The organism is Streptomyces sp. BV286 (genome assembly GCF_019090165.1).
Classification (GTDB): Bacteria; Actinomycetota; Actinomycetes; order Streptomycetales; family Streptomycetaceae; genus Streptomyces.
The window spans coordinates 25,222-47,591 of sequence record NZ_JAHRIB010000170.1 but is presented as its reverse complement, the minus strand read 5'-3'; the positions used below and the strand labels follow the sequence as shown (position 1 = coordinate 47,591).

At 71.1% G+C, this 22,370-nt stretch carries 18 protein-coding genes and 1 tRNA gene; 17 read left to right on the top strand and 2 right to left on the bottom strand.

What is annotated here, in order from left to right; translation table 11 throughout:
- From KUF83_RS31160 to obgE, 5 genes are all read left to right on the top strand, one after another.
- On the top strand, positions 1-3,816 hold a 3,816-nt coding region (locus tag KUF83_RS31160), incomplete at its 5' end, for a ribonuclease E/G (RefSeq protein ID WP_254644638.1).
- A gap of 344 nt (positions 3,817-4,160) precedes the next feature.
- Positions 4,161-5,513, top strand: coding sequence for a phospholipase D-like domain-containing protein (locus KUF83_RS31155; protein ID WP_217458341.1), 1,353 nt, complete (start codon positions 4,161-4,163; stop codon positions 5,511-5,513).
- Between the two features lie 264 nt (positions 5,514-5,777).
- Positions 5,778-6,098: a 50S ribosomal protein L21 gene (gene rplU / locus KUF83_RS31150; protein ID WP_006374708.1), complete on the top strand. Its 321-nt coding sequence runs from the start codon at positions 5,778-5,780 to the stop codon at positions 6,096-6,098.
- 14 nt (positions 6,099-6,112) lie between these two features.
- Positions 6,113-6,367 carry a 50S ribosomal protein L27 gene (rpmA, locus tag KUF83_RS31145; RefSeq protein ID WP_189775945.1) on the top strand — a complete coding sequence of 85 codons (255 nt, stop codon included), beginning with the start codon at positions 6,113-6,115 and terminating at the stop codon, positions 6,365-6,367.
- A 145-nt stretch (positions 6,368-6,512) separates the two neighbouring features.
- Entirely contained in the window at positions 6,513-7,952 is a 1,440-nt protein-coding gene (gene obgE / locus KUF83_RS31140) for a GTPase ObgE (protein WP_217458340.1), read from the top strand.
- Positions 7,953-8,358: 406 nt separating this feature from the next.
- On the opposite strand, the gene KUF83_RS31135 is transcribed toward obgE, so the two are convergent.
- Positions 8,359-10,443: a hypothetical protein gene (locus KUF83_RS31135; protein ID WP_217458339.1), complete on the bottom strand. Its 2,085-nt coding sequence runs from the start codon at positions 10,441-10,443 to the stop codon at positions 8,359-8,361.
- Between the two features lie 396 nt (positions 10,444-10,839).
- Here KUF83_RS31135 and proB point away from each other — a divergent pair, with 396 nt between their 5' ends.
- From proB to KUF83_RS31110, 5 genes are all read left to right on the top strand, one after another.
- Positions 10,840-11,946 carry a glutamate 5-kinase gene (proB, locus tag KUF83_RS31130; protein WP_217458345.1) on the top strand — a complete coding sequence of 369 codons (1,107 nt, stop codon included), beginning with the start codon at positions 10,840-10,842 and terminating at the stop codon, positions 11,944-11,946.
- A gap of 256 nt (positions 11,947-12,202) precedes the next feature.
- Positions 12,203-12,661, top strand: coding sequence for a hypothetical protein (locus KUF83_RS31125; RefSeq protein ID WP_217458344.1), 459 nt, complete (start codon positions 12,203-12,205; stop codon positions 12,659-12,661).
- A gap of 115 nt (positions 12,662-12,776) precedes the next feature.
- Positions 12,777-14,063: a glutamate-5-semialdehyde dehydrogenase gene (locus KUF83_RS31120; RefSeq protein WP_217458338.1), complete on the top strand. Its 1,287-nt coding sequence runs from the start codon at positions 12,777-12,779 to the stop codon at positions 14,061-14,063.
- 157 nt (positions 14,064-14,220) lie between these two features.
- Positions 14,221-14,829 (top strand): hypothetical protein, encoded by a 609-nt coding sequence (locus KUF83_RS31115; RefSeq protein WP_217458337.1) that lies wholly within the window; start codon positions 14,221-14,223, stop codon positions 14,827-14,829.
- A gap of 157 nt (positions 14,830-14,986) precedes the next feature.
- Positions 14,987-16,054, top strand: a complete 1,068-nt coding sequence (locus KUF83_RS31110) for a hypothetical protein (protein WP_217458336.1) — start codon at positions 14,987-14,989, stop codon at positions 16,052-16,054.
- A 10-nt stretch (positions 16,055-16,064) separates the two neighbouring features.
- Here the strand turns inward: KUF83_RS31110 and KUF83_RS31105 are convergent, their stop codons facing one another.
- On the bottom strand, positions 16,065-17,180 hold the full coding sequence (locus KUF83_RS31105; RefSeq protein ID WP_374106210.1) for a M48 family metallopeptidase: 1,116 nt from the start codon (positions 17,178-17,180) through the stop codon (positions 16,065-16,067).
- A 102-nt stretch (positions 17,181-17,282) separates the two neighbouring features.
- Between KUF83_RS31105 and KUF83_RS31100 the strand changes: the two genes are divergently transcribed.
- The 7 genes from KUF83_RS31100 to KUF83_RS31070 all read left to right on the top strand — a co-directional run bounded on the left by KUF83_RS31100 (position 17,283) and on the right by KUF83_RS31070 (position 22,151).
- On the top strand, positions 17,283-17,438 hold the full coding sequence (locus tag KUF83_RS31100; RefSeq protein WP_217458334.1) for a hypothetical protein: 156 nt from the start codon (positions 17,283-17,285) through the stop codon (positions 17,436-17,438).
- A gap of 279 nt (positions 17,439-17,717) precedes the next feature.
- A complete protein-coding gene (locus KUF83_RS31095) occupies positions 17,718-17,882 on the top strand; it encodes a hypothetical protein (protein ID WP_217458333.1) in 165 nt (54 codons plus the stop codon).
- A gap of 47 nt (positions 17,883-17,929) precedes the next feature.
- Positions 17,930-18,604: a nicotinate-nucleotide adenylyltransferase gene (nadD, locus tag KUF83_RS31090; protein WP_217458332.1), complete on the top strand. Its 675-nt coding sequence runs from the start codon at positions 17,930-17,932 to the stop codon at positions 18,602-18,604.
- 16 nt (positions 18,605-18,620) lie between these two features.
- On the top strand, positions 18,621-20,363 hold the full coding sequence (locus KUF83_RS31085) for an LCP family protein (RefSeq protein ID WP_217458331.1): 1,743 nt from the start codon (positions 18,621-18,623) through the stop codon (positions 20,361-20,363).
- Positions 20,364-20,626: 263 nt separating this feature from the next.
- Positions 20,627-21,073, top strand: a complete 447-nt coding sequence (gene rsfS / locus KUF83_RS31080) for a ribosome silencing factor (protein WP_217458330.1) — start codon at positions 20,627-20,629, stop codon at positions 21,071-21,073.
- The gene (locus KUF83_RS31075; RefSeq protein ID WP_254644637.1) at positions 21,070-21,771 is read left to right on the top strand and encodes a histidine phosphatase family protein; all 702 of its coding nucleotides are present in this window, start codon (positions 21,070-21,072) and stop codon (positions 21,769-21,771) included. Before rsfS ends, KUF83_RS31075 begins: the two co-directional genes overlap by 4 nt.
- Before the next feature lie 307 nt (positions 21,772-22,078).
- A tRNA-Ala gene (locus KUF83_RS31070) sits at positions 22,079-22,151 on the top strand.
- Positions 22,152-22,370: the final 219 nt, after the last annotated feature.

Here is a 22,370-nt window from a genome sequence, read left to right as displayed (position 1 = left end):
GCTCCGGCTCCGCGTCGCCGTCGTGCCTCGCGTCGGGCGTCCGCCCCTGCGGGTGCGCCGCAGACGGCTGAGGCCGAGGCTGCTCCGGTGGCCGTTGAGACTCCCGCGGCCGCCGAGCCCGTCGTTGAGGAGGCGCCTGCCGTCTCCGAGGCCGAGGTCGAGGCTGCTCCGGCTCCGCGTCGCCGTCGTGCCTCGCGTCGGGCGTCCGCCCCTGCGGGTGCGCCGCAGACGACCGAGGCCGAGGCCGCTCCGGTGACCGCCGAGGCCCCCGCGCCCGCCGCGACACCGGTCGTCGAGGAGACACCGGTCGTCGAGGCCGAGGCCGAGGCCGCCCCCGCCCCGCGGACGCGCCGTCGCGCCACACGCCGGGCCACCGCCCCCGCCGGTGCGCCCCAGGCGGAGACCGAGACCACTCCGGAGGCGCCCGCCGAGGCCGCCACCGAGCCCACTCGCCGTGCCACCCCGCCCGAGGCGGAGCGCGCCGAGACCCCCACCGCGACCGAGCCCGCCGAGGCCGTTGTCCGCGACGAGCGCAGGGAGGCCCCCGTGGCCGCTGCCGAGAATGACCGGTCCGCCGAGACCGAGACCTCCGCCGACACCGAGGAAGCGGCTCCGCGCCGCGCCCGTCGCCGTGCCACCCGCAAGGCGGCCGGAGGCTTCTCCGCGCCCGCGCCGAGCAGGACCGCGGAGGCTGAGGACGAGTCGTCCCGGCGCCCCGGGCGTCCCGCCGTCGCCGTGTTCCAGGCGCCGGTCTTCACCGAGCCGATGTTCCAGACGCCGGAGCGCGCCGCGGCAGCCGCCGCGGCCGAGGCCGCGGAGGACGTCCCGGAGGAGGCCGAGGAGGTCGCGGAGCCGGTCCAGCAGGCCGCCCCCGCGGTCGTCGAGGAGGAGACCGCCGGGCCGCGCAGGCGCCGCCGCAGGAAGGCCGAGGAGCCCGCCGCCCCGGTGGTGGAGAGTGCCCCCGAGGCCGAGGAGCCCGTCGACGAGGAGCCGGCCGAGGAGGAGTCCGCCGAGGACGCCGCCGAGGGCGACGACAACGAGGAGACCGGCTCGCGCCGCCGTCGCCGCCGTGGTGGCCGTCGCCGCCGCCGGGGCGAGTCCGCCGACGCGGACGGTGACGAGTACGCCGGTGAGCAGTCCGACCGTGGTGAGCAGACCGCCCAGGACACCGAGGACACCGCCGAGCAGACCGAAGAGGACGCCGCGGACGCGGAGGACGACCACGAGGACGCCGGCGGCTCCAGCAGCAGCCGTCGCCGCCGTCGCCGTCGCCGCCGGGCCGGTGACTCCTCCGGCGAGGCCGACGCCGTCGAAAGCGACCCCGAGCGCACGGTCGTCAAGGTCCGCGAGCCCCGCAAGAAGGAAGAGCGGTCCCACGACAGCTCGGACGAGGTGCAGTCCATCAAGGGCTCGACCCGCCTCGAGGCCAAGAAGCAGCGCCGCCGCGAGGGGCGCGAGCAGGGCCGCCGCCGCGTCCCGATCATCACCGAGGCCGAGTTCCTGGCCCGCCGTGAGGCCGTCGAGCGCGTGATGGTCGTCCGCCAGAGCGGCGAGCGCACCCAGATCGGCGTCCTCGAGGACGACGTGCTCGTGGAGCACTACGTCAACAAGGAGCAGTCGACCTCGTACGTCGGCAACGTCTACCTGGGCAAGGTCCAGAACGTGCTGCCGTCGATGGAGGCCGCCTTCATCGACATCGGCAAGGGCCGCAACGCGGTCCTGTACGCCGGTGAGGTCAACTTCGAGGCGCTGGGCATGGCCAACGGCCCCCGCCGCATCGAGAGCGCCCTGAAGTCCGGCCAGTCGGTCCTCGTGCAGGTCACCAAGGACCCGATCGGCCACAAGGGTGCCCGTCTCACGAGCCAGGTCTCGCTGCCCGGCCGCTACCTGGTCTACGTGCCCGAGGGCTCGATGACCGGTATCAGCCGCAAGCTGCCCGACACCGAGCGCGCCCGCCTGAAGACCATCCTCAAGAAGATCGTCCCCGAGGACGCGGGCGTCATCGTGCGCACCGCCGCCGAGGGCGCGAGCGAGGACGAGCTGAGCCGTGACGTCGAGCGGCTCCAGGCGCAGTGGGAGGACATCCAGAAGAAGGCGAAGAGCGGCGGCAGTTCGAACGCCCCGACGCTGCTGTACGGCGAGCCGGACATGACCGTCCGCGTCGTCCGCGACATCTTCAACGAGGACTTCACCAAGGTCATCGTCAGCGGCGAGGAGGCCTGGGACACCATCCACGGGTACGTCTCGCACGTCGCGCCCGACCTGGCCGACCGCCTGTCGAGGTGGACCTCCGAGGTCGACGTCTTCGCGACGTACCGGATCGACGAGCAGCTCGCCAAGGCGCTGGACCGCAAGGTGTGGCTGCCGAGCGGTGGTTCGCTGGTCATCGACAAGACCGAAGCGATGATCGTGATCGACGTCAACACCGGCAAGTTCACCGGTCAGGGCGGCAATCTCGAGGAGACGGTCACCAGGAACAACCTGGAGGCGGCCGAGGAGATCGTGCGCCAGCTGCGGCTGCGCGACCTCGGCGGCATCGTCGTCATCGACTTCATCGACATGGTCCTGGAGTCCAACCGGGACCTGGTGCTGCGGCGCCTCCTGGAGTGCCTGGGCCGCGACCGTACGAAGCACCAGGTGGCCGAGGTCACCTCGCTGGGTCTCGTCCAGATGACCCGCAAGCGGGTCGGCCAGGGCCTGCTGGAGTCCTTCTCGGAGACCTGCGTCCACTGCAACGGCCGCGGCGTGATCGTGCACATGGAGCAGCCGACCTCCGCCGGAGGCGGCGGCAAGCGCAAGAAGCGCGGCCGCGGCGGTGCCGAGCAGACCCACGACCACGAGCACACGCACGAGCCGGAGACGGCCGACGTGCCCGAGCCGGTCGAGACGGCCGCCGAGGTCGCCGCGGAGGCCGCCGAGCCGGTCGCGCTGCCCGAGCCCGAGTTCGTACCGGACGAGGACCTCTACAGCAGTGCCGCCGAGGCGGAGGCCGCTGCCACCCGTGGCCGTTCGCGTCGCCGCACGAGCCGGCGGGCGTCGGCCCCGGCGGGTGCGCCGAGGTCCGAGTCCCGCAGGTCCGAGCGCAGGAGCGAGGTGCCGACCGCGCAGTCCGTGACCGCGGAGGACGAGATCGCGCGTCCCGTGCAGCAGGAGCCGGCCGCGGTCGCGCAGGCCGCGCCCGTCGCCGCCGAGGACCCGGTGGTCGAGGCGGCCGCCGAGGCCCCCGCTGTCGACGACGCCGCTCCCAAGGGGCGTACGCGCCGTCGGGCGACCCGCAAGGTCTCCGCGCCGGCCGGTTCGCCCAAGGCGGCCGAGGAGGCCGTGGTGACCGTCACCGAGCCGGTCGCCGCGCCCGCCGAGCCCAAGGTGGAGCAGGCCGCGGAGGCCGTCCCCACGGCGGAGCAGCCCGCCGTCGACAGCGCCGCCCCGGCGCGGCCGAGGCGCCGTGCGGTCCGTAAGGCCACCGCGCCCGCCTCGTCGGCGGAGTCCGCCGTCGTGGTCGTCCCGTCCTCGCCCGCCGAAGCCCCGGCGCAGGCCGCCGAGGCGCCTGCCGAGGCCCCCGCGGACGCGTCCGGAGCGGGCGACGAGGCTCCGGCCAGGAAGACGGCCCGCAAGACGGCCAAGAAGGCGACCGCGAAGAAGGCCGCCGCCAAGAAGACGACGACTACGGCGGCCAAGAAGACGGCGGCCAAGAAGACCACGGCCAAGAAGGCGACGAAGACCGCCAAGACGGCCGCGAAGTCGACGTCGAAGAAGACCGCGGCGGCGGAGCAGCAGACGCCGTCCACCGTCACGGCCTCCACCGACGAGGACTGACGAGGGCAGGCCGAGCACCGGGGCGCGAGCCTCGAACCACGACGCCCCCCGACCGGCGGCCATCGAGCCGGTCAGGGGGCGTCGGTGTGTGCGGCGGCGGAGGGCACCGCTGTACCCGGCGGAGGGGGCGACGTAACCCGGGCGCCCTGTGACGTTCCCCGAACTGCCTTTCAGTGCGCCCGATTTGGCGCGACCTGACACGCTTTCAGGGCCATCATGGATATCACATTTAACCCCCGCCCCTTGGAACACGATCACTTACCTGTAAAAATTGAGCAGTCATGTACACATACGCGGGTGCGCGTTGGGGAGAACGCTCACACGTGTCAGGGGGAGGGGATCAAATGGCGCGCGTGCGCCTGAAGGGCACTGGGCGACACCGTGCTGCGAAGCCGGTCAAGGGAAGCCGCCAGGTCGTCGCGCTGGCCACCGTGCTGTCCGCGGCGGGCGTCCAGGCCGCCACGTCGGCCGGTACGGCGGAGGCGGTCGACAACCCGACCTGGACCGAGGGGCCGATCTTCAACGATCCGCTCGGCACCACAGACCAGCAGGCCGCGATCCGTACCCGGCTGATCGAGCTGACGAACTCCGCGCTGCCCGGCTCCACGATCAAGGTCGCGGTCTACCACGTGTGGGAGGCCGGCGTCGTCAACGCGCTCGTCGCCGCCAAGAACCGCGGTGTGGACGTCCAGGTGCTGCTCGACGAGTCCAGCATCAGCGACCGCCCGACCAACACCGCGTACGGCACGCTCGCGTCGGGCCTCGGCACGGACCGTACACAGGGCTCGTACGTCGCGACCTGCCCGGAGAGCAAGTCGTGCCTGGGTGACCCGAAGTTCGGGCAGTCGATCATGCACAACAAGTTCTGGCTGTTCTCGGCGGTCGAGGGCGCCACGAACGTGGTCGTCGAGACCACCTCGAACTCCACGCCGTCCGCGCACACGCGCTTCTTCAACGACGCGCTGATGCTGCCGAACAACCCGACGATGTACGACGCGTACGCGGACTACTTCGACACGATGGTCGCGCAGGACTGGGAGTCCTGGAACTACCGCACGGTGAGCAACGGCCTCTACAAGGCGTACTTCTTCCCGCGTGCGGGCAACACCCGGGCCACCGACACGGTGTACTCGATCCTCAACAACGTCACCTGCAAGTACAAGGACACCGCGGGCGTCACCCAGTCGACCAAGGTCCGGGTGGCGATCTTCAAGATCACGCGGCTGGCCATCGCCGAGAAGCTGGTCTCGCTGAAGAAGGCGGGCTGCTCCGTGAGCATCGTCTACGCGGAGTCCGACAGCGCCAAGAGCACCGGCGGCACCAACGGCACCTGGGAGAAGATGCACACCACCGGTGGCCCGACCGTGCGGTGCTACAACGACGACCGGGACCCGCTGAACCCCGGCCAGAAGCTGGCGACGCCGTACATCATCCACTCCAAGTACATCCTCATCGACGGCATGTACGACGGCGTGAAGAACAAGGTCAGCTTCACCGGCTCCGGGAACTACACCGGCCCCGCGCTGCGCGAGAACGACGAGTCGATCGTGAAGGTCGACGACGACGCCGTGCACGACATGTACAAGGTCCACTTCGACCGCGTGACCAAGGTCGCCTACCCGGGCACCGCGGACACCACGGACCTGTGCAAGGGCGTGAAGCCGCTGCCCGCGGACGGCGAGAAGCCGACGGTGTAGGGGACGCACGGCGTGCGACCGGGCCCGGAGCAGACCCGCTCCGGGCCCGTCGCGGTCCCCGGGCGTGGTCCGGGCCGGGGGCGGTCCGGACCCGGTTTGACCCCCAGGTCGGGGCCCCGTAACCTTGCCCTTCGGTGTGTTCACTGATGCACCGCATTCCCGTAAACCTCTTCCTCCCGGTGGCTCGCGCCCCGGGAGAGGCCGTCTGCCTTCATCGACGGCTGGACTGCGGGGATTCCGATTTCGAGCGAGAGAGAGATCCGCGTGTACGCCATCGTGCGCAGCGGTGGTCGCCAGCACAAGGTTGCTGTCGGCGACATCGTTGAGGTTGACAAGATTTCCACTGCCAAGGTTGGCGACACGGTCGAGCTCTCGACCCTGCTCGTTGTCGACGGCGACGCTGTGACCAGCGACCCGTGGGTGCTGGCCGGCATCAAGGTCCAGGCCGAGATCGTGGATCACCACAAGGGTGTGAAGATCGACATCCTTCGCTACAAGAACAAGACCGGCTACCGCCGTCGTCAGGGCCACCGCCAGCAGTACACGGCGATCAAGGTCACTGAGATCCCCGCGGCTGCGAAGTAAGGGACTGAGGAGAGATGGCACACAAGAAGGGCGCATCGTCCACCCGGAACGGTCGCGACTCCAATGCCCAGCGGCTCGGCGTGAAGCGCTTCGGCGGTCAGGTCGTCAACGCGGGTGAGATCCTGGTCCGCCAGCGTGGCACCCACTTCCACCCCGGCGTGAAGGTCGGCCGTGGCAAGGACGACACGCTGTTCGCGCTGGCCGCCGGTGCGGTCGAGTTCGGTACGCACCGTGGCCGCAAGGTCGTGAACATCGTTCCGGTCGCCTGACCGGATCTTTCGCGAGGCGGACCTCACTTCCCGTACGGGAAGCGGGTCCGCCTTTCGCGTGTTTCAGCAGAGTAGTGATCACTGGACGGCGACGATCAGTGATCATCGATGAGAGATTTTCCGTACGTAACTGGAGGCACATTCCATGACCACCTTCGTGGACCGCGTCGAGCTGCATGTCGCCGCGGGTAGCGGAGGTCACGGCTGTGCCTCCGTTCACCGGGAGAAGTTCAAGCCGCTCGGCGGCCCGGACGGCGGCAACGGCGGCCGTGGCGGTGACGTGATCCTGGTCGTCGACCAGTCCGTCACCACGCTGCTCGACTACCACCACTCCCCGCACCGCAAGGCCACCAGCGGCCGGCCCGGCGAGGGCGGCAACCGGTCCGGCAAGGACGGCCAGGACCTGGTCCTGCCCGTACCGGACGGCACGGTCATCCAGGACAAGGCCGGGAACGTACTCGCCGACCTGGTCGGCGAGGGCACGACGTACGTGGCCGCGGAGGGCGGCCGTGGCGGCCTCGGCAACGCCGCGCTGTCCTCGGCCCGCCGCAAGGCGCCCGGCTTCGCCCTGCTGGGCGTACCCGGTGGCATGCAGGACATCGTCCTCGAACTCAAGACCGTCGCGGACGTGGCGCTGGTCGGCTACCCGAGCGCGGGCAAGTCCTCGCTGATCTCGGTCCTGTCGGCCGCGAAGCCGAAGATCGCCGACTACCCGTTCACCACGCTCGTCCCCAACCTCGGTGTCGTGACGGCCGGTTCGACCGTCTACACGATCGCCGACGTGCCGGGACTGATCCCCGGGGCCAGCCAGGGCAAGGGCCTGGGGCTGGAGTTCCTGCGGCACGTGGAGCGCTGCGAGGTGCTCGTCCACGTCCTCGACACGGCGACCCTCGAATCGGACCGCGACCCCGTCTCCGACCTCGACATCATCGAGGAGGAGCTGAAGCAGTACGGCGGCGGCCTCGACCGCCGGCCGCGCCTCGTCGTCCTGAACAAGATCGACGTGCCGGACGGCAGGGACCTGGCCGACATGGTCCGCCCCGACCTGGAGGCCCGCGGCTACCAGGTCTTCGCGGTCTCGGCGGTGGCCCACACGGGCCTCAAGGAGCTCTCCTTCGCCCTCGCCGACCTGGTCTCCAAGGCCCGTGCGGCGAAGCCCAAGGAAGAGGCCACGCGGATCGTCATCCGTCCGAAGGCGGTCGACGACGCCGGCTTCACGGTGGTCCAGGAGGAGGACGGCCTCTACCGCGTCCGCGGCGAGAAGCCGGAGCGCTGGGTCCGCCAGACCGACTTCAGCAACGACGAGGCCGTCGGCTACCTCGCCGACCGTCTCGCCCGTCTCGGCGTCGAGGAAAAGCTGATGAAGGCGGGCGCCCGCTCGGGCGACGGCGTCGCCATCGGCCCCGAGGAGAACGCCGTCGTCTTCGACTGGGAGCCCACGGTCATGGCCGGCGCCGAGATGCTCGGGCGTCGTGGCGAGGACCACCGCTTCGAGGCGCCGCGGCCGGCTGCGCAGCGGCGGCGCGACAAGCAGGCGGAGCGGGACGAGTCGGACCAGGAGTTCGACGACTTCAACCCGTTCTGACCGGTGGCCCTCCGGGCGGGTGGGTGTGCTCACCGCCTGCCCGGTGGGGGCTGGGTGCGCAGTTCCCCGCGCCCCAGAGGGGGCGGGCTGGGGTTTGGTGTGTTCACCGCCTGCCCGGTGGGGGCTTGGCGCGCAGTTCCCCGCGCCCCTGAAGGGGAGGGCTGGGGTAGGTGTTTTGCCGCGGCCCGGTGAGGGCTGGCGCGCCGTTCCTCGTGCTTTCTGGCGGGGGGCGAGTCATGGAATCCGGGCTTGGCCCCATCTTTTAGGGGCGCGGGGAACTGCGCGATCAGCCCCCGCGCTCCCGCAGCCGAACTCGTACTCGGACCCGTACCCGTACTCGTACCCGACGAAAAACGGGGCCCGGAGAATCTCCGGGCCCCGTTTTTCGTGTGCTCACGCGGCAGCGCTACGCGCTGACGGAGTCCTCCGCCTCGTTCGGGTCCTGCGCGGCCTCCTCGGCCGCATCCTCCTTCGCCGACCGCGGCGAGGGGATCTCCGCGGCGAGCCGCGACTCCATCCGTACGCGCCGCTCGTCGGCCTTCGTGCACAGGTCGTCGATCGCCCCGTTGAAGCGGGCCAGCGACGGCGGGTCGGACGGGCCGAGCAGGTGCTCCTTCAGCGCGGCACGGGCCGCCACGAAGGTGTCCTTCTCGGGCCGGCGAACCGACTCCAGGAGCGCCGGCACCCCCTCGGCGCCGGGCGCGAGGACGACACCCGCCGACACCGTCGGGAAGCCCGTGCGGAACGCCGCCTCGGACATCCCCGAGGTGTTGGCCACCGCGTACGGCTTCTCGCTCGACAGCCAGTCGGAGACGACCGACGAGACATCGCTGATCAGCAGGTCCGCCTCGTTGAAGCAGGCGAAGATGGCCGGTCGCGCGTCCGTGACGATCTGGTGCTCCCACTCCGGGAAGGACGCCCAGTACGCCTTCTCCCAGGCCAGCGTGGCCTCGGTGATGGCGGCCTCGCGGTCACCCCGGGGCGCGCCCTGGAGCAGCATCCGCTCCATCTCGTCGGCGCTCACCCGGAAGTCGGTGGAGGTCAGCTTGTCCAACTCGGCCGTACGGCGCGCCAGTTCGGCGGCCGCACCGGAGTCGGGACGGGCGCCCGACCGCTTGGTGTTGGCCTCGCGGATCATCGCCATGATGCGCTCGTTCGCGGCGCCCGCGCGCGGCTCGACGGAACCGGTCATCGGGTGCGGCTTGTAGAGGAGCCGTACGCCGTCGTCGGCCAGCAGCCGCCGCACGATGTTCTCGCCGGCCAGCACCACCGAGGTGTTGCCGGGGTTGCCGTCCCAGCCCTCCCACGTGGGGGCGTACAGGACGGTCGTGAACGCGCCCGTCGGCGCTCCCGAGTACGGGCGGATCGGCGCGAGCTGCGGGCGGCCGACCTCCACGATGTCCTTGTCCTCGACGCCGACCTCGGCCAGCGCGTACCGCTCGCGGGCCGCGGGACCGGCCACCCACACCTCGTCGTACGCCTTCGCGTAGGGGTTGCAGGAGGAGAGCTTGTCGCTCTCGCCGTGGTTGATGAAGGCGTGCTTGACCGTGGGGATGCGCAGGACCTGCGAGGTCTTCGCGGCGTTGGCCGGGTGCAGCATCATCTTCAGCGTCGAGTTCTCCAGCGAGAACATCGTCGAGACCTTCGGGAAGCAGATGACCGGCACGTCGGTGGCGTCGATCTTCTGCACCATGAACCGCTCACGCAGCACGATCAGCGGCTTGGCGTCGACCGAGGAGAGCGTGGAGAGCCACATGTTCGCCTGGTACGCGGAGGTCGTGCCGCCGGAGAAGTACATGGCCACGGTCGGCCGGTAGTCGGCCAGCCACTTGTCCAGCCACTCCATGACCTTCTGCTCGCTCTTCGCACGCTTCTTCGGCAGCAGCCAGGTGGCGAGGTAGACCGTGCCGCCGCCGATCAGGGCGAGGGAGACACCGAGGCCGATGCCGCCCCAGTAGGCGTCCGTGGTGGCCGCGGTGACCATCAGCCCGGCCGTGGCAGGGACGGAGAAGGTGAGCAGGCGGTGGCCCGCGCGGCGGGCCAGGACACGGGGCGGCGCCGCGGTCAGGCGCAGCGCGGACGCGTCGATGTTGCGGGTGACGATCGGCAGCGTACGGGTGCGGCGCACCACGATCGCGGTGGCCTGGCAGGCGAAGTGGAAGGCGTAGAAGACGCACAGGGCGATCAGCAGCGGTGCCTGCTCGCGCATCGGGTTGATGCCGTCGATCCGCAGGAGTCCCACCAGGATCAGCATGTCGCGGAGCAACTGCCGGACCGTTACGTCGAAGCGGACCTTGCCGAGCAGTGAGAGCAGACCGGGATCCCGGTACTGCAGGAACACGTCGAGGGCTAGGCCCGCAGCGCTCGCGGCGATGAACACCGGGACGTTCGGCAGCAGAGCGGAGACGATCTGAGCCGTGAAGAGCGCGAACATCGCGAACAGCGCGGAGAGCTGCACGATGCGGCGGGGGGCGAGTCCGGCGGAGGGCACGGAATGGGCTCCTGCGAGGGGTGCGGCGGATGGGGGGAAGCGTGGAGGTCGGGCCTCGCCGTACCTCCCTACAGCTCGTACGGGAGAGGCCGATCCCTGACCGTATGACCTCTGCGGGCCGCCTAGCAATCTTGCGTGAGGACTATCACCGGATATCGGTTTAAAACGACGGGAAGCTGTGAGGTGCCTCTCCCGCCCTGCCGTGACCCGCGCCCCGGCGTCCGCCACTCGAAACGCGGGGGCGGTCGCCACCCACCGTCACGTAGATTGCACGGACCGGGCTGGTCGGGAGCATTGGGGTACAGCGTGTCAGCGGCAAGGCAGGCGGCAGCGGGGCAGGACGAGGGGGCGGCCCGAAGGGTTCCGGCCGAAGGCGGTGGCGGCGGACGGGCCGGTGTGGCGGAGGCCCGCAGGGTCGTCGTCAAGGTGGGTTCCTCGTCACTGACCACTGCGTCCGGGGGCCTCGACGCGGACCGCGTGGACGCCCTCGTCGACGTGCTCGCCACGAGCCGCAGCGGCGGGGAGAGGGAGATCGTCCTCGTCTCGTCCGGCGCCATCGCCGCGGGCCTCGCCCCGCTGGGCCTGCGCCGCCGCCCCAAGGACCTGGCCCGCCAGCAGGCCGCCGCCAGCGTCGGCCAGGGCCTTCTGGTCGCCCGCTACACCGCCTCCTGCGCCCGCTACGGCGTCCGGGTCGGCCAGGTGCTGCTCACCTCCGACGACATGAGCCGCCGCGCCCACCACCGCAACGCCTCCCGCACCCTCGACAAGCTCCTCGCGATGGGCGCGCTGCCGGTCGTCAACGAGAACGACACCGTGGCCACGGACGAGATCCGCTTCGGCGACAACGACCGCCTCGCCGCGCTCGTCGCCCACCTCGTACGCGCCGACCTGCTGGTCCTCCTCTCCGACGTGGACGGCGTGTACGACGGCGATCCCAGCAGGCCGGGCACCTCGCGGATAGCGGAAGTACGCACTCCGGCGGACCTCGCGCACGTCGACATCGGCAGCGCGGGCAAGGCGGGCGTCGGCACCGGCGGCATGGTCACCAAGGTGGAGGCGGCCCGGATCGCGGCCGCGGCCGGCATCCCGGTGGTGCTGACCAGCGCGGTCCACGCGGCGGACGCCCTCGCGGGGCGGGACACCGGCACGTACTTCCACGCCACCGGCCGCCGCTCCGCCGACCGCCTGCTGTGGCTCCAGCACGCGTCGACCCCGCAGGGCGCCCTCATCCTCGACGACGGGGCGGTGCGCGCGGTCGTCGAGCGGCGTACGTCCCTCCTGCCCGCGGGCATCGCGGCCGTCGAGGGCGACTTCAGCGCGGGCGACCCCGTCGAGCTGCGCGACAGCGCCGGGCGGGCGGTCGCCCGGGGGCTCGTCAACTTCGACGCCAAGGAGATCCCGCAGCTGATCGGGCGCTCCACGCACGAGCTGGCCCGCGAGCTGGGGCCCGCGTACGAGCGCGAGGTCGTGCACCGGGACGATCTGGTGCTGCTGAGCCCCTGAACGGCCGGAAGGGTCGCCTCCGGCCAGGAGCGCCCGCCGGCGGTGCCCGCCGGGAGCGGCCTGCCCGGTCCGCGGCCGCGTCCGTGGACCGGACTCCCGGCCGAAAACAGTGGGGAACGCCCGACAAAGCCCCTGCCCGGAGGTGGACCTTCGGTAAAAGCGCCACGCGGAGCCTTCCCACCTGCTCAACTTTGACTCAGGGAGACCCCCTGAGTCCGAGCGGACCCATTGCGTAAAGGAGGCCGTCGTGAGACGAGTGCGCCCTGGGACGACGGCGTCCCGAGGTGTGGCCGGCTCCCGCGCGGCCGGCGAGGAGCGGACGCTCACCAGCGTCGCCGCCGGTGACACGTACGAGGTCGAGGAGCCGCGGGACCTGCCGCGGCTGTGGCACGTCACGCTGAGCGTCTCGGGCGGCGAGGCCCCGCTCAAAGAGGTCAGGCGGGGCCTGGAGCAGCTCGCGCACGACCACCCCTTTCTGCTGACCAGCCGGTATGCCAACGACCACGCGGAGATCCGCTACTGGGAGGAGGCCCGCGACCTGCACGACGCGGCCGCGGTCGCGCTGCGGCTGTGGGGCGAGCACCGCCAGACCGCGAAGCTGCCGCCCTGGGAGATCGTCGGCCTGGAGGTCATCGACCGCGAGACCTACCACCAGAGGATCGCGGAGGGGTACGGGCCGCTGCCGGCCACCCCTGTGGGCGTTCACCCGTTCTAACCCTCTCAGCCCTGGCGTCCCTCGGGGCACACGCTTTCTACGGCCATTTCAGGACCTGTCTCGCGGTGTGGGACAACGGCTGAACACCTCTCGCGGGCGCACTACCCTGCGGTATATGACCACGCTCTCGCCGTACGACTCGATGTCTCCGGTCACCCAGGCCGCCTACCGTGCCAAGGCGGCCGCCGCCGACCTCGCTCCGCTGCCGCGGGCCGACAAGGACGACGCGCTGCTCGCGATCGCGGACGCGCTGGAGGTCCGTACGAGCGACATCGTCGAGGCCAACGCCAAGGACATCGAGCGTGCCCGTGAGGCCGGCACCAGCGAGTCCGTCGTCGACCGGCTCACGCTCACCCCCGAGCGGATCCGCGCGATCGCCTCCGACGTGCGTGACGTGGTGGCACTGCCCGACCCGGTCGGCGAGGTCGTCCGCGGCTCGACCCTTCCGAACGGCATCGACCTGCGTCAGGTCCGGGTGCCCCTCGGCGTCGTCGGCATCATCTACGAGGCCCGCCCGAACGTCACCGTCGACGCCGCCGCCCTGTGCCTGAAGTCCGGCAACGCGGTGCTGCTGCGCGGCTCCTCCTCCGCCTACGAGTCCAACGCCGCCCTCGTCCGCGTCCTGCGCGACGCCGTCGGCGGCTCGGGCCTGCCCGCCGACGCCATCCAGCTCGTGCCGGGCGACAGCCGCGAGTCCGTACGGGAACTGATGCGCGCCCGGGGGCTCGTCGACGTGCTCATCCCGCGCGGCGGCGCCTCGCTGATCCGCACGGTCGTCCAGGAGTCCGTCGTCCCGGTCATCGAGACCGGCACCGGGAACTGCCACGTGTACGTCGACGCGCAGGCCGACCTCGACATGGCCATCGACATCCTGATCAACTCCAAGGCGCAGCGCGTGAGCGTGTGCAACGCTGCGGAGACCCTCCTGGTGCACCAGGACATCGCCGCCGAGTTCCTGCCGCGCGCCCTCGACGCCCTCGCGGAGGCCGGCGTCACCGTGCACGCCGACGAGCGTGTCCTCGCCTACGCCAAGGACTCCGAGGCCACCGTCGTCGAGGCGACGACCGAGGACTGGGAGACCGAGTACCTCTCGTACGACATCGCGGCGGCCGTCGTCGACTCCCTGGAGCGGGCCGTCGAGCACATCCGGCTGTGGACCTCCGGGCACACCGAGGCGATCGTCACCACCTCGCAGCAGGCGGCCCGCCGTTTCACCCAGCTGGTGGACTCCACGACGGTCGCCGTGAACGCGTCCACGCGCTTCACCGACGGCGGCCAGTTCGGCTTCGGTGCCGAGATCGGCATCTCCACGCAGAAGCTGCACGCGCGGGGACCGATGGGGCTGCCCGAGCTGACGAGCACCAAGTACATCGTCACGGGCGACGGCCACATCCGGCGCTGACTGCCCCTGCCCCCGCCCCCGGAGCGTCGAAGGGCCCCCTCCGTCACGCCAGGGGGCGCTCGGCGGAACTCACCGAGAAATCTCCCCACGCGGTGTTTGACGGAGCCCTTCGGAAGCGTCTCGCCAGGCGGATGAATTTCCTTACCGTCTGCCCAAAATGACCACCCCGGTCTACTCTGGATCCGTGCCGGAGGACGTGGGGGGCACGCCGTTCCCTGACGGCTGGGAGCCCGACGACGACCGCGACCGCGGGGGTGCGGACGAAGAGTTCGCCTCCGTGGTCTTCGACGAGGCCTTCGTACGGGCGGCGAGAGTGCACGAGCCGACCGCCGTCGAGCGCCTCCTGGCCGCCGCGCAGGCGAGAGCGGAGGCCTCCGAGGCCGAGGCCCGCCGGGCGCGCACCCGCGGCCCACGAGGGGACGACGACCTCTACGAGGACGGGTTCGGCTCCGACGACCGGAGCGGTTTCGGCCATGACCCGGAGCTGGACGATCCGGACGACTCAGACGCTTTCCACGGCGATACGGGCACCTACGGCAGGCCGACTCGCTGGCACCGGCCCGTAGCCTGGATGCTCGCCCTCGTGATGGGTATCGGCATGGTCGCGCTGGCCTTCGCCGCGGTCTACCGGGGTGCCTCGTCGAGCAGCCGGGATCAGGTCCCGCCGCCCGCCTCCACCGGCCTCGAACTGGATGCCGGGGTGGGCCCCTCGGCCTCCGCCGACTACTCCCAGCCGGCCGTCTCGGCGGTGCCCCGCACTCCGTGAGGAGCCACGCGGGGTCAGAGCCGGAACAGGTTTGAAACGCCGCTGCCGCAGCCTGCGGGGCCGCTCCGGGAGTCTGTGGCGAACCTGGTGAGAACCTGTCAGAAGTTGTCGTGCAGCGGGGCGTTTACCTGAGGTCCGGGAGACCTACTCTGAAAGTATGGGCGGGCCTGGAGACCCACCTGAGGGGACGCCCGAGGGTGTCCCCGGCGGTGGCGAGGAGGAATACCGATCCGTCGTCTTCGACGAATCGTTCGTCCGCGCTGCCCGCCTCCAGGAGTTCTCCGCGCAGGAGCGGATCGGCGACCACACCCCGGCCGTCCGCCGCCGCCCCCCGATGCGCCGCGGTCTGTCCCGGCAGGCGCTGATCCTCGTCGTCCTGATCGCCGTCGCGTTCGGTACGGCGATCTACATGGGCGTACGTCATCCGTACCAGACCCCCGTCGCGAAACACCCCGAGCCGCTGCGGATGACCGTGATCCCGCTCGCGCCGCAGAGCCGCGTGCCCGGCTCGGCCGACGTGGCCGCCCTGTACGCCCACAGCCCGGCCGACCAGTTCCGCATCGGCGCCGAGGGCATCACGCTGCCCGCCTCCCGGCGCACCGCACACTTCTCCGACAGCCAGGTCGTCACCGCGCTGACCACCGCGAAGGACTACCTCGTGGAGTCCTCGCTCGACCCGGACGTGCTCACCGGCGGCATCAGCCGGTCCGTACGGATACTGCTCGACCCGCAGCAGCTCGACCAGTTCGACCAGAGCTTCCGGAGCCCCACCGCGGACGGGCGGCACGCGCCCACCGGCTGGCTGGTCCGCTTCGACCCGGTACGCACCGAGCTGGCCGACTCCAAGATCCGGGTGCAGGGCACACTGACCGCCGCCGAGACCGACTCCGACACCCTGGAGGTCAGCGCCGACCACACCTTCGTCTACGCGCTGCGGCCGGCCGGCTCGGACGAGAAGGCCAAGGCCTCGCTGTTCACCGTGCGGCGCGAGCTGCACTTCCGGTTCGACCGCGACGACCTGCGCATGCACCAGGCCGAGCTCGTCGTCTCGTACGTCCAGGCCGGGCCGCTGGCCTGCGCGGAGGACGCGAGCAACCACCTGCGTCCGCTCCTCGCGGGCGAGACGGCCAAGGCGGGCGGCCCGGCCGGCACCGACCCGTTCGCCACAGGCAGTGCCACGGCGCTGTGCGGGTCGCTGGCGGCCAGCGCCCAGCCCAAGATCTAGCCGCGGCCGGTCAGGCGCTTCCGTTGGGGCCGCCGCCGTCCGGGCGGTCGGTGGGCGGCTGGTCGGTGGGGGAGCTGTCGGAGCCGCCGCCCGCGCTGCCGCTCGCGAAGCCGCCGAAGCCGCGTCGCACCCGGCCACCGAGGTCGCCCGCCCCGCCCGCGATGTCGCTGACCAGCTTCATCAGCGGGTCCTTGCTGTTCTTCATGTCGGTGGCGTAGCTGGCCGCCGACTGGCGGAACGAGTCCGTGACCGACGTGCCCCCGTCCTCGTCGCGGCGAGGGTAGTGACCGTCCATGATCCGCTGGTGGTCGCGGGACTCCGCCCACTTCTTCAGCTCGGCCGCCCGGACCGTGGTGAAGGGGTGGGAGCGGGGCATCACGTTCAGGATCTTGAGCACGGAGTCGCGGAGGTCACCGCCGGCCTCGTACTCCTCGGCCTGCGCGAGGAACGCGTCCACGTTCATCTCGTGCAGGTGGTTGCCGCCCGCGATCTTCATGAGGCCGCGCATCGAGGCCTTCAGGTCCTGGCCGACCAGGAGGCCGGCCCGGTCCGCGGACAGCTCGGACTTGCGGAACCACTCGCGCAGGGCGGTCACGATCGCCATGATCGCGAGGTTGCCGAGGGGGATCCACGCCACCCGCAGGGCGAGGCTGGTGAGGAAGAGCAGGATGGTGCGGTAGACGGAGTGGCCGGACAGCGCGTGCCCCACCTCGTGGCCGACGACCGCCCGCATCTCCTCCTCGTCGAGGAGCTCCACGAGGCCGGTGGTCACGACGATGATCGGCTCGTCCAGACCGATGCACATCGCGTTCGGCTGCGGGTCCTGGTTGACGTACATCGGCGGGACCTTCTCCAGGTCCAGGATGTAACAGGCGTCGCGCAGCATCACGTTCAGGTGCGCGAACTGGGCGTCGGAGACCCGCACCGAGTCCGACAGGAACAGCAGCCTCAGGCTCCGCTCCGGGAGCAGACCGCTGAGCGCCTTGAAGACCGTGTCGAAGCCGGTGAGCTTGCGCAGGGCGACCAGGGCCGAGCGGTCCGCAGGGTGCTCGTACGCCCGGGAGGAGATCCCCTCGAAGCGCCTGCGCTGCCTGCTCGGTACGTTCTCGTGGCTTTCTTCTGGCATGTGGTCCCCCATGCGTTTGATTGCCTTCTGTGCCCCCGAGGCGGGGCCCAGCCTAGGCGGAGATACCGTGGACGGGCAGTACAGCGAAGGAGTCGTACGTCAATGGAACATCTCCCCGAGTCCTGGCTCACCGAGGCCGCGAGCGCCGCCCAGCAGCAAGGGGCGGGCAACCTCCTCCGCGTCGTGCTGATCGTGATGGTCGTCGGCTGTGTGCTGGTTGCCTGGTTCCTGCTGCGCGGCTACAAACGGGACGACTGAGACGGGGCGGAAGGTTCCCGACCGCCCGTCCCGCACTGCCGACTGCTCAGACCGCCGGGAGGTCCCGGATGGTTGAGACGGATGGTTGAGAGCGGTGCGGAGTTCTCCCCGCCGGCGCCGACGGGGACGGGCCGCCGACGCCGGACGATTCCAACGGTGGAGTCGAAGTGTTGAGGGAGACAGCCCCCGCATACGATGTGCGGAAGTCTTTATCCCGCCCTCCCCCACTCTCGGCCTCGTTCGAGCGGGGGGACCACCATCGGATAGGTCCTGCCGAAGATGAGCTTCCACAGCACCGCTGCCCAGTTGGTCACACTTGCCGCCGAGGGCGAGAAGCACGGCGGCAACCACGAGAGCCTCAGCCCCCTCCTGATCGGCGGCGGAGCCTTCTTCGCCCTCATGCTGCTGCTGTGGATCACCACCCGCTTCAACCGGGACCGCTGACGCCCGCGCGACCGGGTCCGCCGTCCGGGCCGGTAGGGTCTGCACGCATGGGAGAGCAGGACATGCCTACCGGTCCGCCGGGCGTCACGGCGCCCGGCGCACGGCGTGGCACGGGAAACGGCCCGTCGAGTCCGGGCAAGCGCCGCCTCGGCGTCATGGGCGGAACGTTCGACCCGATCCACCACGGACACCTCGTCGCCGCCAGTGAGGTCGCCGCCCAGTTCCACCTCGACGAGGTGGTGTTCGTGCCGACCGGCCAGCCGTGGCAGAAGAGCGACCGCAAGGTCACCCCGGCCGAGGACCGCTATCTGATGACGGTCATCTCGACCGCCGAGAACCCGCAGTTCTCCGTGAGCCGCATCGACATCGACCGCGGCGGCCCGACCTACACCACTGACACGCTGCGTGACCTGCGGGTGCTCAACCCCGACACGGACCTCTTCTTCATCACCGGCGCCGACGCGCTCGGCCAGATCCTCACCTGGCGCGACGCCGAGGAACTGTTCTCCCTCGCGCACTTCATCGGGGTCACACGGCCCGGTCACGTACTGACCGACCCCGGTCTGCCGGAGGGCGGTGTCTCGCTGGTCGAGGTTCCCGCACTCGCCATCTCGTCCACGGACTGCCGGGCCAGGGTCGCCAAGGGCGACCCGGTCTGGTATCTGGTGCCGGACGGTGTGGTGCGCTACATCGACAAGCGAGACCTGTACCGCGGCGAGTGAGCCGAGAGGGGCACCGGTGAACGACCGATACGACGCTGGGTACGGGGGCGCCCCGTACGAACTCGTCGGCTACGACGAGTTCGGGCAGCCTGTGTACCGGCAGGTGCCGCCGCCGGGGCAGTCTCCGCAGCACTCTCCGCAACAGGACGAGTACGGCTCGTACGACCCCTACGGCGGCCAGCCCCACGGCCAGGCACCGGCCCAGGGACAGCCGCACCCCCAGGGGTACCAGCAGGAGTACGGCCAGACGTACGGACAGGGCTACGAGCAGGGATACGGCTACGACCCGTACGCGACGGGGCAGCAGACGTCGCCCGTGGTGTCGTCCTATGACACCGGTCAGCAGCAGCCGGTGTCGTCCTATGACACCGGTCGGCAGCAGACCCAGGCGGCCGAGCACACCGCCTACATCCCGCAGCAGGCAGGCCCCGCGCCGTCGTCGGCGCCGCCGGAGGCCGAAGCGCAGGCCGAACCGCAGGGCGAACCCGACTACCGCACCGAGCAGTTCGCCTTCGTCGAGGAGCAGCCCGAGGACTCCGAAGACGTCATCGACTGGCTGAAGTTCACCGAGAACCGCACCGAGCGGCGCGAGGAGGCCAAGCGCCGGGCGCGCGGCCGGGTCGTCGCCCTGGTCGTCGTACTCGCTCTGGTCGCGGTCGGCGGCGTCGGCTACCTCTGGTACGACGGGAAGCTGCCCGGGTCCTCGTCGGACTCCACGGCCGGTACGACCACCGCGGCCGGCGCCCAGAAGCGGGACGTGATCGTCGTACACCTGCACAACACCAAGGGCAGCGGCACGGCGACGGCCCTGCTCGTCAACAACACCACCACCAAGCAGGGCACCACCGTCCTGCTCCCCAACTCCCTCGCCCTGACGGACGAGAACGGCACGGCGACCACCCTCGCCAAGTCGGTCGACGACGACGGCTCCTCGGGGACCCGCGACGAACTCGACACCGTCCTCGGGACGGACATCGAGGGCACCTGGCGCCTCGACACCCCGTACCTGAACAACCTGGTCGAGCTCGTCGGCAGCATCGACATCGACACCAACGCCGACGTGCCCGACCCCGAGGCGAAGAGGAAGGGCGAGGCCCCTCTCGTCAGGAAGGGCAAGGAGCAGACGCTCAGCGGCAAGATGGCCGTCGCGTACGCCACCTACCGCGCCTCCGGGGAGTCGCAGAACGCGCAGCTGCAGCGGTTCGGGCAGGTCATGCAGGGCGTGCTGCGCAAGCTGTCGTCCGACACGCAGGCCGCGACGACCACCGTGCAGACGCTCGCGCAGATCCTCGACCCCTCGCTGACCGACAAGGACCTGGGCGCGTTCCTCGCCAAGCTCGCCGACCGGGCCAAGGAGGGCGAGTTCAAGACGGCACTGCTGCCGGTGCAGACGGACGGCCGGCTCAGCACGCAGGCCGGCGACAGCGTGGTCAAGGAGGTGCTCGGCGGCGCTGCCAGGAGCCCCGAGAAGGGCGCCGCCGTCGAGGTAGGCATCCGCAACGCGACCGCCGACAAGGACGCCACCGAGCAGGCCCGGGTCGTGCTGCTCAACGGCGGCTACACCTTCGTCGACGGCGGTACGGCCGATGTCGCGCAGGCGGTGTCCCAGGTCACCTACGCCGACGCGGCGAAGAAGGAGGACGCGGCGGAGGTCGCCAAGACGCTGGGCCTGCCGACGAGTTCCGTGAAGAAGGGCAAGGCCGCCCCGAACGCGGACGTGTCGGTGGTGCTGGGCCAGGACTACAAGGCGAGCGACTAGCGCCCGCTCCGCAGGTGGGCGACCGCCCGCTCGGCAGTGAGCGGGCAGGCCGCCGGGGCGTGCGGGCGAGCCGGTGTTCCCGCGGCGCACGCAGGGCCGTACGCCATGGCCGGGGGCCCGCGGACCGGAGCCGCGGTGCCCGGGCGGCGCCCCGGCCCCGGCCCGTGGGGTGATCCGTTCGTCCCGTGGGGTGGCGTCGGCGGTCCGTGAGACCCTTGGGGTGACCCCTCGGGGTTCCCTGACCACCTACGGAAAGCCTTGTAGTGACCGCCACTGACCGCTCCACCGAGCTCATCACCGCCGCCGCGCAGGCGGCCGCCGACAAGCTCGCGCACGACATCATCGCGTACGACGTCAGCGACGTGCTGTCGATCACGGACGCCTTCCTGCTGGCCTCCGCGCCCAACGACCGCCAGGTCAAGTCGATCGTCGACGAGATCGAGGAGCGGCTGAGCAAGGAGCTCGGCGCCAAGCCGGTGCGCCGCGAGGGCGACCGCGACGCCCGCTGGATTCTGCTCGACTACGTCGACATCGTGGTGCACGTCCAGCACAGCGAGGAGCGCGTGTTCTACGCGCTGGAGCGCCTGTGGAAGGACTGCCCCGAGCTGGACCTGCCCGCCGACGCCAAGGCCACGCGAGGCAAGGCCGCCGAGCACGCCGAGCTCCAGGACGCGGAGGACGCCGCCGAGCTGCGCGGAGACCTTCGATGACCGCCGGCGGGGGACACCCCGCGGTGGACACCAGGCCGCTGTCCGAGGCCGGCAGGAAGGCCGGCCGGGGGCGCCGCGTCATCCTGTGGCGCCACGGCCAGACCCTGTGGAACGTGGAGCGTCGCTTCCAGGGCACCACGGACGTCGAGCTCACCGAGACGGGTGTGGGCCAGGCCCGCCGTGCCGCCCGGCTGCTCGCGTCCCTCAGGCCCGACGCGATCGTCGCCTCGGACCTGAAGAGGGCGGCGAACACCGCGGCTGAGCTGTTCGCGCTCACCGGCCTCGACGTGACGCACGACGAGGGCCTGCGCGAGACGTACGCGGGCGTCTGGCAGGGCCTGACGCACGAGGAGATCATCGAGCGGTACGGCGACCAGTACGCGGCGTGGAAGCGCGGCGAGCCCGTCCGCCGGGGCGGCGGCGAGCTGGAGACCGAGGTCGCCGACCGCGCGGCCCCCGTGGTGCTCCGGCATGCCGAGAAACTCCCCGATGACGGCACGCTGGTGGTCGTCAGCCACGGCGGCACCATCCGCACCACCATCGGCCGTCTCCTCGGCCTGGAGTCCCAGCACTGGGAGAGCCTCGGCGGCCTCTCCAACTGCTGCTGGTCCGTCCTCGGTGAGGGCGCCCGCGGATGGCGGCTGCTGGAGCACAACGCGGGGACGCTGCCGGAACCGGTGCTGGGCGACGACGACTAGGTTCTCCGGCCGGGAGAGCGGGAACGCCCGGGGAACGGGCGCGCACCGGCCGGAGGACCTCTGTCCGGCCGCGGGCCCCTCGGCCCGTCGCCCGGACTGCCGTGGAGCGGGAATCCGGTCCGTGGCGGGCGGCCCGGCGCCGCCCGGCGAGAGGCCGAAGTCTGTCGCGCACGGACGAACGGCGTCGCTCCGGTGACGCTCCGCCGGGGACCTCCGCCCCCCTCAGCACCGGATTTCACTTTCCGGCTGGTCGCAGGCTAAAGTTCTTCTTGTTCCGCCGCCGAGAAAAGCGACCGGGACACGGCACGGGGCTATAGCTCAGTTGGTAGAGCGCCTGCATGGCATGCAGGAGGTCAGGAGTTCAATTCTCCTTAGCTCCACAGATCGAAGATCCCGTCCCCGTCAGGGGGCGGGATCTTTCGTTGTCCTCCGCCTGCGCGGCCGTCGAAGGCCCCGCAGCCGCGCGGCCCGCACACTCTTCCCGGATCGGTTTGAGTCACTTGGGCTCCGGGGGCGTATACCTCTACGGACGCGCTACTCGTCCGCACGTTCGCGCTGGCCGCGACCGCCGCGACGGGTGCCGTGTCCGGACTGGTACG